At 43.5% G+C, this 14022-nt stretch carries 9 protein-coding genes; 8 read left to right on the top strand and 1 reads right to left on the bottom strand.

Annotated features, from left to right (window positions below; all coding sequences use genetic code 11):
- The first annotated feature begins 125 nt into the window (after nt 1-125).
- Nucleotides 126-644 (top strand): hypothetical protein, encoded by a 519-nt coding sequence (locus tag ABYU67_RS05450; protein ID WP_372843996.1) that lies wholly within the window; start codon nt 126-128, stop codon nt 642-644.
- A gap of 99 nt (nt 645-743) precedes the next feature.
- Here the strand turns inward: ABYU67_RS05450 and sat are convergent, their stop codons facing one another.
- Nucleotides 744-1997, bottom strand: a complete 1254-nt coding sequence (gene sat / locus ABYU67_RS05445; protein WP_372843995.1) for a sulfate adenylyltransferase — start codon at nt 1995-1997, stop codon at nt 744-746.
- A gap of 289 nt (nt 1998-2286) precedes the next feature.
- Here sat and ABYU67_RS05440 point away from each other — a divergent pair, with 289 nt between their 5' ends.
- The 7 genes from ABYU67_RS05440 to ABYU67_RS05410 all read left to right on the top strand — a co-directional run bounded on the left by ABYU67_RS05440 (nt 2287) and on the right by ABYU67_RS05410 (nt 13997).
- Nucleotides 2287-3972: a nitrite/sulfite reductase gene (locus tag ABYU67_RS05440; RefSeq protein ID WP_372843994.1), complete on the top strand. Its 1686-nt coding sequence runs from the start codon at nt 2287-2289 to the stop codon at nt 3970-3972.
- Entirely contained in the window at nt 3965-4561 is a 597-nt protein-coding gene (locus tag ABYU67_RS05435; protein WP_372843993.1) for a DUF934 domain-containing protein, read from the top strand. The genes ABYU67_RS05440 and ABYU67_RS05435 overlap by 8 nt, the downstream gene beginning before the upstream one ends.
- A gap of 108 nt (nt 4562-4669) precedes the next feature.
- Complete coding sequence (locus ABYU67_RS05430) at nt 4670-5308, top strand: phosphoadenosine phosphosulfate reductase family protein (RefSeq protein WP_372843992.1); 639 nt, start codon at nt 4670-4672, stop codon at nt 5306-5308.
- A 244-nt stretch (nt 5309-5552) separates the two neighbouring features.
- The gene (gene cysG / locus ABYU67_RS05425) at nt 5553-7163 is read left to right on the top strand and encodes a siroheme synthase CysG (RefSeq protein ID WP_372843991.1); all 1611 of its coding nucleotides are present in this window, start codon (nt 5553-5555) and stop codon (nt 7161-7163) included.
- A gap of 144 nt (nt 7164-7307) precedes the next feature.
- Nucleotides 7308-8846, top strand: a complete 1539-nt coding sequence (locus tag ABYU67_RS05420; protein ID WP_372843990.1) for an exonuclease SbcCD subunit D C-terminal domain-containing protein — start codon at nt 7308-7310, stop codon at nt 8844-8846.
- A gap of 72 nt (nt 8847-8918) precedes the next feature.
- Entirely contained in the window at nt 8919-12830 is a 3912-nt protein-coding gene (locus tag ABYU67_RS05415) for an AAA family ATPase (RefSeq protein WP_372843989.1), read from the top strand.
- A gap of 54 nt (nt 12831-12884) precedes the next feature.
- Complete coding sequence (locus tag ABYU67_RS05410) at nt 12885-13997, top strand: WG repeat-containing protein (RefSeq protein WP_372843988.1); 1113 nt, start codon at nt 12885-12887, stop codon at nt 13995-13997.
- The last annotated feature ends 25 nt before the right edge of the window (nt 13998-14022 follow it).

The raw sequence follows: 14022 nt of genomic DNA, 5'->3' as shown, positions 1-14022 counted from the left end.
GAGTGCTGAACTTGGCATAAGCGCGATTATTCATAGCGCTACGATAAATGGTGCGACAGTGAGTTTTGGCATATCCCTTTTGCAAAGTTATCTTTATAAATTATCCACTTACCCAAGGCATGCTTATGATTACTTCCTTCTCTCGTCCCTCGCGTTTTTTTGCCGCCCTGTCTTTAACGAGTGCCGCGCTGCTTGCTTTGAGTGGTTGTAATAACACGATAAAAGCCACGGTAGACAATCACAGTGTCATGCAACCTAGAGTGGCGCCCTCGCCTGCTGTAAAAGTCATCGTTGGTGACTATGCTTCTGAGGGTTATGATCATCGCGCGCAAGGCAATGATTGGGTAGGCGTGATGGTCAAAGCAGCCGGTGATAAGCAAATTAATATTAAGGTACGGGCGCGCAGCGATATCAAAAAACCGACCTGCCAGTTTGATGGCACCGCAACATTGATGGGTCAAGATGATGCACACGGCATTATTTTCCAGAGCAAGATCAACGACAGCACCGCTTTTTTTCAATTTAAAGATAATAAGTTGACTATTGATAGCCAAGATAAATACGCGCTGAACTATTTTTGCTCTGGCGGTGGCACCTTGGCTGGTGACTACCAAAAGCTGGCAGGTGATTTAGAGCTCAGCTAAGCATAAAAGGCGCAAAATATTCATAAAACAAAATATTCATAAAAAAAGGGACAGATGGTAAATCTGTCCCTTTTTTAAATTTTCTCTTTACGATAAATGCTATACCGCCGAAGCCCCTACCAATTTAACCTCAGCACGCTCATCAAAAGCGATACCAGCATAATAATCACGCAAGATCTGCAACACTTCTGGACGGCTAAAGTTCTCTGGTACATCTTCATCTTCTGAGAGCGCTTTACGTAACTTGGTTCCTGATACTTTGACATGCTCAGACGCTTCATGCGGGCAGGTTTTATCTGACGCCATCGCATTACAAGCATTACACCAAAACGTCCAGCCAATCTTTAGCGGCTGGGTAATCAAATCATCTTTGCCAACGTGGTCAAAGATGGTTTGCGCATCAAAAGCACCGTAATAATCACCAACACCAGCATGATCACGACCAACGATCAGATGGCTACAGCCATAGTTTTGGCGGAATACCGCATGTAATAATGCTTCACGGGGTCCGGCATAACGCATATCAAGTGGATAACCTGCTTGGATAACCGTGTCAGCTCTAAAGTAATTGTCAATCAAAGTCTTAATAGCTTCTTGACGTACATCTGCTGGGATATCGCCCGGCTTTAACGCACCCAATAACGAATGTATCAATACCCCATCACAAATCTCGATGGCAATCTTGGCAAGATATTCATGCGAGCGGTGCATTGGATTACGGGTTTGAAAAGCCGCGACCGTTTGCCAGCCTTTATTGTCCAAAATCGCGCGCGTTTCAGCAGGGGTTTTATAAATCTCAGGGTATAAGATTGGGAACTCGCCTTCACTTAGGACGTCAACACTGCCAGCAATATTGATCTCCCCTTGCTCTAGGACTTGCTGTACGCCAGGATGCTCAGGATCTGTGGTGGTAAATACTTGTTGGCACTCATGTGCTTTATCGATGGTATAAGTTTCTTCCACCGTTAAAATTCCCATAATCTCGCCATCTTGCGCGACCAACGCCACTTTATCACCTTGATTTAGGCGATCGGCGGTCGCTTTTGGCGCTGATAAGGTAATAGGAATCGGCCAAAACAAGCCAGCATTGTCACCAATTTGCAGGCGCATATTATCAACCACGCCCTGCCAATCCGCTTGATTCATAAAACCATTTAACGGTGTAAAACCGCCTATACCAAACATAATCAAATCACCGCGCTCACGTGAGCTGAGCGTGATGGTTGGTAAAGTACTGGCAAGTTTTAATGCTTGATCGCGAGCCTCACCATTTAACAATAGTGGCTTAAGCACGTCACTACCGTGCGGAGGAACAAGTTTTGATGGTGTTTGATTATGCAGGATAGATGTCATAGGAATTTTACAGCCTTAAGAGATGAGAGAAAATGAGTAACGGTAGATCAAGGTAGTAGAGAAGCAATTGGGCGAATAACGTAATAAACATAGGCTACCTAACTTTCGTTATGAAAATTTATGCTGTGTTTGGATATAGATATGTCTTAAAGGAATTTATGTTTATAGAGCCAAGCTTATATGATGTAAATCTGAATGCTTTACCTTGCGACTGGCAATAAGATCAAGTACACACGCAAATCATTTTCGTCGCCGCTTTTATGTTTAAAAACAAAATTGAGATTACGTCATGTATCAATATAACTACGCTGACCAAACCCTGGTAGAAGAACGAGTCGCCCAGTTCCGCGACCAAACCGAGCGGTTTTTGGCAGGCGAGCTTGCCGAGGAGCAATTTTTACCGCTGCGGTTGCAAAATGGTCTATATATTCAGCGCTATGCACCGATGCTGCGTATCGCCATTCCATATGGCCTGCTTGCCAGTTACCAATTGCGTAAATTGGCAGAGATTACCCGTAAATATGACAAAGGCTATGGGCACTTTACTACCCGCACCAATATTCAGCTGAATTGGCCAAAACTTGAAGATGTGCCAGATATTATGGCGGAGCTTGCATCAGTACAAATGCATTCTATCCAAACGTCTGGCAACTGTATTCGTAACACCACAACCGACCCATATGCCGGTATCCATCAAGAAGAGATTGCTGATCCGCGTCCTTATTGCGAGATTATTCGCCAGTGGTCAACTTTTCATCCTGAATTTGCGTTTTTGCCGCGTAAATTTAAAATTGCCGTGATTGGTACCGCCAATGACCGCGCTGCCACACAAGTACATGATGTGGGACTGCATTTAAAAACCAATGACGCAGGCGAGCTTGGTTTTGAAGTCCTCGTTGGTGGTGGACTTGGACGTACCCCAGTGATTGGTAAAGTGATCAAGGAGTTTTTACCGCGCCAGCACCTGCTTAGCTATCTAGATGCTATCTTGCGCGTTTATAACCTACACGGTCGCCGTGACAATAAGTATAAAGCGCGTATCAAGATATTGGTTGAGAGCATGGGCGGTCCTGCCTTTGCCAAACTGGTTGATGCTGAATGGGAGACGCATCTCAAGGACGGTCCATTGACCTTGACCGATGCCAATTTTGATACTGCCAGCAGTTTTTTCACTGAGCCTGATTATCAGGTTTTCGATGCGCTCCAAGTCCAGTCTGAGCTACAACAACAGCTCAGCGCCGATAAAGCATTTGCCAATTGGTATCAGCAAAATACCGTCGCGCACAAAATAGCCGGCTATCGCGCTGTCGTCATCTCCCTAAAAGCAGGCTTAGTCGACGGAACCTACGTACCATCTGGTGATGTTACTGAGTCGCAAATGGACGCGCTTGCTGATCTTGCTGATACCTATAGCTTTGGTGAATTACGTGGTACCTATCAGCAGAACCTAGTCTTTGCAGATGTACAAACCAATCAGCTGTACGCGCTATGGCAACAGCTGTCGGCGCTGCATTTGGCCCGAGCTAATATCAATACCTTAACCGATATGATTGTTTGTCCTGGTTGGGACTATTGCTCGCTTGCCAATGCCACCACGCACAATATCGCCGAGCAAATTGAAAAGCAGTTCGATGATCTTGACTACCTTTATGACTTAGGTGAGATTCGCCTCAATATGTCTGGCTGTATGAACGCTTGTGCCCATCATCATACGGGTGATATCGGTATCCTTGGGGTCGACAAAAAAGGCGAGCATTGGTATCAAATCAGTCTAGGCGGCAATTCTAGCAATGATGCCAAGATTGGCAAAATACTAGGTAAAGCAGTACCAGCAGATGACGTAGCGACTACCCTACAAAAGATATTGGATGTGTATTTAGAGCAGCGCGTCAGCAATGAGCATGAGGTAGAAGGTTTTGGTGATTTGGTCGATCGTGTTGGCATCGCACCCTTTAAGGAGAAGGTCTATGGGTAATCATCATGTATTAAATAATAAGGGTGTTGATATCAGCCAAAACGATACCTGGTTGGCGCTTAATACCGATGAGCTACCAGATGGTATTGCCCTTATCCATATATCGCTGCTTGAGCTATTACATAAACAAGAAAGATTCGATATCGTATTGCCGCTCATGGATTTGTTAAATGCTGATGGCAAGCTTGCTGGCGGGTTGTTAAAGCAGCTGAGCGACTTGCTGACTGAGCATGCCAGCCGGGTTGGCGTTTGGGTGACCTCAGATAATGACGCCGAGACATTGGTTGGTTTATCAGAGTTTTTATTACAGCAAGATTTGATTGTGATCCATGTACTAGCATTTACCGACGGACGCGGCTTTAGTTATGCGCAAACCCTACGTCAAATAGGTTATGAGGGCGAGATTCGCATAGCGGGCAAGTTTGGTCGTGACCAAATTGCCTACCTTTTACGCGCTGGCGCAGACAGCTTTGTGCTTAGCGAACATGATATGAAATCTATCTCTGATATCAGTCAAGCATTTAACGCGCTTGCCAGTAGTTATGACGGACGTGATGCTAGCGCATTACCGATGTTTGCAGGTGCTTAATTTTAGAATCAAACATAAGCGCTTATATTGACTTAAACACACAAATATTTATATGCGTGATATTTCACTCTACTTCTTTTTACATGAACTCTCACCAAGGAATCTACCATGAGCCAGTTACACCCAAATCTAGATATCGATCAAGCCAACCAAGACTTGCACGGCAAGTCTTCAGAAGAAATCGTTGCATGGGCATTAAGCCAAGCAAAAAACCCAATCATCACCACCAACTTCCGCCCTTACGAGTCAGCGATTTTGCATTTGGTTGCGTCGCTGCGCCCTGACATCACTGTACTATGGGTAGATTCTGGTTATAACACTGATGCCACTTATCAATTTGCCAATAAAGTCATCCGTGATTTGAACCTAAATGTCATCACTTACATCCCTAAGCAGACAGCAGCGTATCGTGACGCAACGATGAATGGTATCCCGGGCATCGACAACCCACAGCACGATGAATTTACCGATCAGGTAAAGCTAGAGCCGTTCCGCCGTGCTTTAGATGAGCTAAAGCCTGATGTGTGGTTCAATGCTATCCGTCGTGATCAAACCGAATTCCGTCAAGGTCTTGATGTACTAAGCCTATCAAAAGACGGCGTATTAAAGGTTGCGCCGTTATTTGATAAGACAGATAGCGACTTGGATGTGTATCTTGAAGAACATAACCTACCGAATGAATTTGACTACTTCGATCCAACTAAAGTAGAAGAAAGCCGCGAGTGTGGTTTGCATACACAACTATAGATAGCTGCTGCCGTTAGGCATTATTCACTAAATACATAGACTTAACACTCCTCTTATCACTTTATTACTGGTAAGAGGATTTTTACGTTAAAAAACGTCCCTTTTTTTCCTCTATTCCCTTTCTCAGTAAAATCACCGTTCCATATCTCAAAAACGACTATGCTAATGCCAATACATTACGTGAGCCTGCGCAGCTGATCACTCATAATAACGCTATATATTCAATTGAATGACTGGTCATACTATGAATACCTTTCCCCTATTTTTTAAATTAGAAGATCGTAAAGTGCTTATCGTCGGCGGCGGCGATGTGGCATTACGTAAAGCTGATTTGCTAAGCCGTGCTGGCGCGTGTATCACCGTCCTTGCGCCAAGCATTAGTCATGAGATACAAGCATTGCTCAGTGACACTAAGCACCAGCTGATTCATGAGAACTATCATAAAACCTATATGACAGACTCGCGCGTGATTATTGCAGCTACTGATGATGAGACGCTTAACCATCGAATACATGCTGATGCGACGGCATTAAATATTCCTGTCAACGTCGTCGATACGCCGCATTTATGCGATTTTATTTTTCCAGCTATTGTTGATCGCAATCCCATCGTGATTGGTATCTCATCAAATGGTAAAGCGCCGGTGCTGGCACGTCTATTACGTGCACGGTTAGAGACGTTGATTCCACAAGGTTATGGCAAATTAGCTAGGCTTGCTGGTGAGTTCCGAGGTGAAGTTAAAGCCAAAATCCCAACATTGACTGGGCGTCGACAGTTTTGGGAGCGCGCATTTGAAGGCAAAGTCAGTCAATTGATGTTTGCGGGTAATGAAATCGAAGCTATCGCCCAACTGCAAGCAGATTTGGATAACACAGCGGCAACTATGACTGCAAAAGATACCATAGAAACTGAACCCAAGAACACAGTGGGCGAAGTCTATATCGTTGGTGCCGGTCCCGGTGACCCAGAGCTGTTAACCTTTAAAGCGCTACGCCTGATGCAGCAAGCGGATATCGTTTATTATGATGCACTGGTATCACCGCAAGTATTGGATTTATGCCGCCGCGATGCTGACAAAGTATTTGTCGGTAAAAAACGGAGCAATCATGCCGTAGCACAATTGGGCATCAATGAGCTGTTGGTTAATAGCGCAAAAGAAGGTCGGCGGGTGGTGCGTCTAAAAGGCGGTGACCCGTTTATCTTTGGGCGCGGCGGTGAAGAGATTGAAAGTCTGCGAGCGCATAATATCCCTTATCAAGTAGTGCCCGGCATTACCGCTGCCAATGCGGCTGCTAGCTATGCTGGTATTCCTCTGACTCATCGTGACCATTCGCAATCGGTACGTTTTGTGACAGGTTTTTTAAAGGCAGGTGCACCTAATAGTAATTTTAAGAGTTTTTTGAATACTGACGAGACCGTTGTCTTCTATATGGGTCTGCATTCTCTACCACGCTTGACGGAAGGTTTGATTAATGCTGGGCGTAGTGAGGAGACGCCGATTGCTATCGTCTCTAACGCCAGCATGCCCAATCAACAAGTATTAACGGGCACACTTGCTAGCATCGTTGAATTACAAGAAAAGAACCAGCTGCCGACACCTGCACTGCTCATCATGGGGGATGTGGTTGCACTGCATGATGATTTGGCTTGGTATAACATACCCAATCAGCCACATAATAAAGATACTTTAGAAGAAAATGACAATAATTGGTTACGTGGCGGTACGGCTACAACACCCAATACGACACTAAAACCGAAACTAAAACCGAATGCTCACCAACAAGCGCATGCGCTATCTATGATTGCAAATTTGACAACGGAAAATAGCGATCTTGAACAGTTGGTGATAGGTTAAAAAGCCTCCTAAAAAGCCCTTTTGATTTAAATGATTTAAAGCCCTGCCAATTTAGTGGTAGGGCTTTTTTCTGATTGCAACAAGTAAACTTCTCCAATCCTTGATAGAATAATGGCTGTCTTTTATTCACCATTAAGCCTCACTATGTCTGCATCCGCTGTTAACCCTCTTACTATTCTTCATACCTCTGATTGGCATTTGGGACGCAGGCTCTATGGACGTCTGCGCTACGATGAATTTGCTGCATTTTTAAGCTGGCTACAAGACACCATTAGTGCGCAGCAAGTGGATGTACTTATTGTCGCAGGCGACATCTTTGATACTATGACCCCAAGTAATAAAGCCCAAGCGCTGTATTATGAGTTTTTAGGTAAGGTTTCAAAATCTTGCTGTCAACATGTCGTCATCGTCGCTGGCAACCATGATTCACCGACATTTCTAGATGCCCCAAGCAATGTCCTTAAGTTTTTAAACGTCCATGTCGTTGGTACCGCTTGTGAAGACTTAAACGATGAAGTGATGGTATTAGATGATGCTGATGGTACACCGCATTGTATTATCGCAGCTGTGCCTTATCTGCGTGATCGTGACGTACGTGGCAGTCAGGCTGGCGAGTCAGCTCAAAGCAAAGACGCCAATGTCATCGCTGGTATCTGCGCGCACTACGATGACGTTGCAGATATTGCCAAAGCCAAACAAGCTGAATTAGTTAAAGCACACAAACACCAGATACCTATCATTGCCACAGGTCATCTGTTTGCTGCCGGTGGCAGCACTACCGACGATGATGGGGTGCGTGAGCTGTATGTTGGCTCGCTTGGCAAGGTCTCCGCCGATATGTTCGATGGCTGCTTTGATTATGTGGCGCTCGGTCATTTGCACGTACCGCAGCGCGTTGGTGGCCGTGAGCATATCCGCTATTCAGGCTCGCCCATTGCAATGGGATTCGGTGAAGCACGCCAGCAAAAACAGGTATTGCTGGTGCAGTTTGGTACTGCCGCAAACGATTTTGAAGATAAAGTATTAGCAGACCCTATCGAGCCTTCTCTACCGCCAATCAAACAAGTTGCTAAAAAGGTATCCATTCAAACCTCTGAATTTATGGACGACCTGTTTGGCTTTGATGATTCAGCAGGAAGCGCTGAGAATAAAAAATTTGAAGCAGGAATCTCTACTCAAACAGATGCTATACGGCCTATCGACTCTACCTTTCATGTAACACCTAGGTTAACTTCTCAGTTATTGCATCATGATAAAGAACGTCAGATGCAAGTGATCTCAATGCCTATTCCAAAGTTCCAAAAATTGGCGCAAATATCGGGTGATTTGGAGACCATCAAGCAAACCGTTGGTAGCACCATTAAAGCTCTGACTGATACAGAGTCGGTTTGGTTAGAGATTGTCTATACCGGTGATGAGGTTGTTAGCGAATTGCGTGAAAGTATTCAAGCGATGGTAGAAGGCCTACCCTGTGAGGTGTTAAAAATAAAAAATACGCGTACTTATAATAAAGTACTCAATCAGCAACAAATCTCAGAGACGCTACAAGATTTAAATGAGCAAGAAGTATTTGAGCGTTGTCTAGCCACTCATAACATCCCTGACGAGCAAAGATTGAACTTACGAGAGGCTTATGAGCAAATCGTTTATGATCTGCACCATGCAGATACTCAGGCTGAATAATAGCTAACACTCATCAGCCTGATACAACGAACAGTAAATTATCACTACTATCTATAAAAATAAGACCCTGCCATGCGCCTAATTGAACTCAGACTTAAAAACCTCAACTCCTTAAAAGGCGAGTGGCACATTGATTTCAGTGACGCCGCTTTTCTTAACGAAGGTATCTTTGCTATTACAGGGCAAACAGGTGCTGGTAAGACGACCATTTTGGATGCTATTTGCTTGGCTCTTTATAGTCAAACACCAAGACTTGGTGATATTACTGGCTCTACCAATGAGATCATGACCCAAGGTACCGGAGAATGCTCCGCAGAAGTCATTATCGAAATTGATGGCAAGCGCTATCAGTGTTCATGGTATCAACATCGTGCTCACAAAAAAGCCAAAGGCAATTTACTACCGATTAAACATGAGATTAGTGAGGTCAAGTCTGGCAAGATTTTAGAAGAGAAAAAATCTAAGACCTCGGCTTATATTCAAGAGCTTATTGGTATGGATTTTAGCCAGTTTACCCGCTCCATCATGCTGGCACAAGGCAGCTTTGCCGCCTTTTTAAAATCTGATATTGGTGATAGAGCAGCGATTTTAGAGAAGATAACAGGTACGGCTATTTATGCCAAAATCTCACTCAATGTGCATGAGAAAAAACGCTTTGAAGAAGAAGTGCTTAGTAAACTGCAGGCAGGCGTTGATGGCTTATCTTTGCTAAGTGTTGAAGACGAAAATCTACTAGCAGCCGAGCTAAAAGCTTTAAATGAGCAGCAAAGCACACAGCGACAAACTTTTAAGACATTAAGCGAGCAGCTGCAATGGCTAAATAACGTAAAACAGTTGCAACATAACTTATCTACTTATCAAAGTGAGTTCGCAAGCGCCCAGCAAGCGCAACAAGACTTTATCTCAGAAGCCAAGCGTTTAGATATTGCCAACAAGGCATTAGAGATTGATAGCCAGTTTCGTGAGCTTAGCTATAGCCGTGAGTCGGTAAAAAAGCTAGATATTGAACAACAGAGTTTGCTGAGTCAGATTCCTGCTCAGCAAGAAGCACTGACGCAAGATACACATCATTTAGACGACGCTAATACGCTAGAAAAGCACGCCTCAGACAACCTGCAAATAAACTTGCCTATCATCGCACAGGTACGCGAGTTGGATAGCAATATAAGACAGCAGTCTCAATCCTTAGAGGAAGACAATCAGCGTAAGGAGTTATTGGTAGGCAATGTACAGATATCACGCCAAACAATACAAAATCATCAGAAAACTGCCGATAGCACCAAAAATCAGCTAAATAATATTAACCAGTACTTTGATAAACACCCAGAGCTGATCGACCTTGATACTGATATGACTATCTTTGATAGTAGCTGTCAGCGATTAAGGGCGCTACTAGCAGAGAACTCTGAACTTTCAGCCGCTAGGATGAGTCAACATAGCCATGCCCGCCAACTGCAAGCTGATTTTGAGAGGTTATCCAAACAGCAAGACACTGATATCTCATTAGTAGCGCAGCGGCGCGAGCAACTGCTAAAGCTACAGCAGCAGCAAGCAGTCATCACTCAAGACCAGCCCCTTTCTAGTATGCGCGGTGAGCAAGAGCAAATCGATCAAATTATCACACAAATTGAGCAAATCAAATTTAAGATTACACAGCGGTCTGAGCTGTCCACTCAAATTCATAATATTAATCTTGCGCTACCAATATTGAATCAAGAACTGACGGTCTTAGACGACTTAATTGCCACTCATCGCGCAGATATTCAAAACACTAAACTTAAAAAGCAAGACAAGCAGACGCATCTTCATCTACTACAAAAAGTCGCAAGGCTTGAAGATTACATCCTGGAGCTCGAAGACGGTATACCCTGCCCGCTGTGCGGTGCGCATGAGCACCCTTATGGTGAGCACCATCCGCTATTAGATAGTCAGATTGACAATAAACAAGCGTTGTCGCTGATGCAGCAGACCCAGCAGCAATTATCTGAGCTTGAGATACTCATTGAGCGTCTAGAGCAAACGTTGTCCAAATATCATATTGATCATGCTACTAAGAACGAAGCCATTAACCACCAACAGCAGCAGTTAGCCCCTTTGCAGCAGCAATGCAAGATGTTGGGCAAAGATATCCAAGAAAGCCTGCTCTCACTACTTGAGATCAATAAAGATTATTCAAAAGCGATTGCAGCGATTATTCATCCTCTTTATCAATTGAATGAAGATATAAATAAACCTAATAATGATATTGAACGCCCTTTAGCTTTATTAGACAGTACCAAACAAAATCTGCTTGAGCAAAAACAGTCTCTTAAAGATATATTGATTCAACATGATAACTTGACACAAAGCATATTAACGCTAAGTATTGCTATAGAGAGTGATGAAAAGCAGCATCAAGTACTGATGAGCAAGATCAATAACCTGACGACGGATATTAAGCTACACTCGCAGAAAGCAGACACTATTGAAGAAAAAATAGCCGCTAACTTTTTGGCATTAACCCCTATAACTAGCAGTATTTTATCTTTGGTAGCTAAGTATTCGGCGGATCACTACGCAGAATATTTGTCTATTGATTTCCAAAGAACAGACATTCAAAACGTACTTAAGCAATTGAACACTAGTATTGATGAGCAAATCATACAAGATAGCAGCGACTATGAGCGTCATATTGATAGATTACGTCAACAGCGCAGTATGCTCAATCAGCTAAAAAAGCATTTTAATGAGCAAAAAAACAGCCAGCAACAGCTGACTAATACCTTGAGTACAGTGAGTGCTCAAATTGACACCAAGAAAGTTCAGCTCTGCACTGATGAAAGGGCTCTAAAAGACCTTGAACACTTGATAGCGGAGAAAAATACCACTCTTGAGCAGCTCAAGAGCGAAAGAATAGGGATTTTTGCAGATAAAAATACAGAGTCTGAAGATACATTACTGCGCCGCGCCGTCGATGACGCAAGAGCCAAGCAGGCAAATGCTCAGAGACAGTTAGACAGCACGCAGCAAATATTAGAGCAACTGCAAAGCAGACAACGACAGCTATTGGCAGAATTGCAATCGGCTACGACAGCACTCAATACGCAGCAAGATCTATTTATGGAGCATCTAGCAGCGGCGCAGTTTGTGGATGAAGATGCTTTTATCCATGCGCGCTTGCCTAAAGAAGAGCGTGATAACTTACATCTGCGTAAAACTACGATTGATAGCGCCTTGCAGCAGGCACAGTTACAGTTAGATAGCACCCAACAATCACTAGAGCAGAACCTATCTCTGGCTATGACCAATGCCAGCCAAGAAACGCTTACCGCTCAGCATCAGCACATTCAGATGGAGATTGATCAGCTCAGCCAACAGATTGGTGCTATTGTTCAAAAGCTCAAAGACAATGAGAACCAAAAAGGTCAACAAGCAGCGCAGCTTATCGCCATCAATGCGCAAAAAGAGAAATTAAAGGTCTGGCAGCAGCTCCATACTTTGATTGGTTCAGCGGATGGTAAGAAATATCGCACCTTTGCCCAAGGTTTAACCTTTGAAGTGATGATTAGCCATGCCAATAGCCAATTACAAAAGATGAGTGACCGCTACTTGCTGATTCATGATGACAGCAATCCGCTTGAGCTGAATGTCATTGATAACTATCAAGGCGGCGATATTCGCAGTACTAAAAACTTATCTGGCGGCGAAGGCTTTATTATCAGTTTGGCGCTTGCTCTTGGCTTGTCGCAAATGGCCAGTCACAATATCCGTGTGGATTCGCTGTTTTTGGATGAAGGTTTTGGCACGCTTGATGAAGAGTCGTTGGATATTGCCCTAGATACTTTGACTGGCTTGCAACAAGAAGGGAAATTGATTGGTATTATCTCTCATGTACAGGCGTTAAAAGATCGCATTTTGACCCAAATCAAGGTCGAAAAAATCTCCGGCGGCTTTAGCCAAATCAGCGGCCAAGGGTGTCGGCGTGTGATGAGTGACAAAGCATGATAAGTTAAAATGGTTGATGACGGCGTATGAGTGATAAAGGATAAGGATATCGCTATGAACAATCAAAAAAATCGACTTTGTATTGGACGGAACCGTCTAAAAAAAGCGCTCAATCCTGCTAGATTGGCATTATTAGTGGTTTTATTTGGCGGTGTTATTACCCCAAGCTATGCCACTATCAACTGTGCAGGCTTCTTACCCAGTAGCTATTTTGAGCGTATCAAAAACAACCTACCATTTATGGGCAAGCTCGTTGAACAAGCTAATGGTAGGCAGCAGCTAACAGATGTAAATGGTAACGTCGTCATAGACAATCTTCATAATGCTTATATATTGGTGGATAAGTATGTGTTGGCTCAGAAAAGTGGTAAATATGGTGTTGTAAACGCAGCTGGCAAGATAATCGTGCCCTTTAAGTATGACGATATTCAAACTGAGCCCGATATTTATACCAGTTTTATCGTTAGTGTTAAGTCATCTGAAGGTAATACCAAACAAGGCATTATCAATCGTCATGGCGAATGGATTTACCCATTGGCAGATGTGCGTATTCAGCATGCTCATTATGATGCAGATTACGACCAAGATTATTTTTTAGTCACGAAAAATTTAGCGACCCACAATAAAAGTCTGACAGGGCTGCTAGACGATAGAGGGTATTGGGCCGTTATGCCGCAGTATGATGGTATTACTCCATTAAATTCTTGTACTGGTCAGCCATTATACTTGCAGGTAGGTTTGCAAAATATGACCGCGCTTATCGACCAAAGCAGCAATATCATCATTCCTTTTCTAGACAAGCAGCATATAGAGTCTTTTAATAATAACGTCAGTCCCTTATTATTTTTGCGTAGCAGCTTAGTTGATGTGCCTAATACAGCTGATATGGCGACTGCTATGAGTGAGGATATTCAAGAGTATATTGTCAATGCCGAAATGATCGATGCTAATGGTAAATCAATTCTCTCGTCAGAAGCACCTATCAGAAAGCTGTTATATCATCAGTTTTATACATTTAAGCAGGCTGGCAAATTTGGTCTAATTAATGATAAAGGCAAGGTGATATTAAAGCCAGAGTTTGACAGTTATAGAGATGACGCTGATAAGGTATGGTTAGAGAAGAATGGCAAAATGATTGGTTTAAATACGCTGATAAAATTAGATTAAGTTTCAATAATACGTCCAATTCTAG

The sequence above is a fragment of the Psychrobacter sp. genome (assembly GCF_041554015.1).
Lineage (GTDB): Bacteria > Pseudomonadota > Gammaproteobacteria > Pseudomonadales > Moraxellaceae > Psychrobacter.
Note: the sequence above shows the minus strand (reverse complement) of the source record. Positions and strands in the feature narration are given on the sequence as shown.

Bases quoted from the DNA above. Each gene is read 5' to 3' on its own strand.
- ABYU67_RS05440 (WP_372843994.1), top strand. From the start codon at position 2,287: ATGTATCAATATAACTACGCTGACCAAACCCTGGTAGAAGAACGAGTC.
- ABYU67_RS05450 (WP_372843996.1), top strand. From the start codon at position 126: ATGATTACTTCCTTCTCTCGTCCCTCGCGTTTTTTTGCCGCCCTGTCT.
- ABYU67_RS05420 (WP_372843990.1), top strand. From the start codon at position 7,308: ATGTCTGCATCCGCTGTTAACCCTCTTACTATTCTTCATACCTCTGAT.
- ABYU67_RS05415 (WP_372843989.1), top strand. From the start codon at position 8,919: ATGCGCCTAATTGAACTCAGACTTAAAAACCTCAACTCCTTAAAAGGC.
- ABYU67_RS05430 (WP_372843992.1), top strand. From the start codon at position 4,670: ATGAGCCAGTTACACCCAAATCTAGATATCGATCAAGCCAACCAAGAC.
- sat (WP_372843995.1), bottom strand. From the start codon at position 1,997: ATGACATCTATCCTGCATAATCAAACACCATCAAAACTTGTTCCTCCG.
- ABYU67_RS05410 (WP_372843988.1), top strand. From the start codon at position 12,885: ATGAACAATCAAAAAAATCGACTTTGTATTGGACGGAACCGTCTAAAA.
- ABYU67_RS05435 (WP_372843993.1), top strand. From the start codon at position 3,965: ATGGGTAATCATCATGTATTAAATAATAAGGGTGTTGATATCAGCCAA.
- cysG (WP_372843991.1), top strand. From the start codon at position 5,553: ATGAATACCTTTCCCCTATTTTTTAAATTAGAAGATCGTAAAGTGCTT.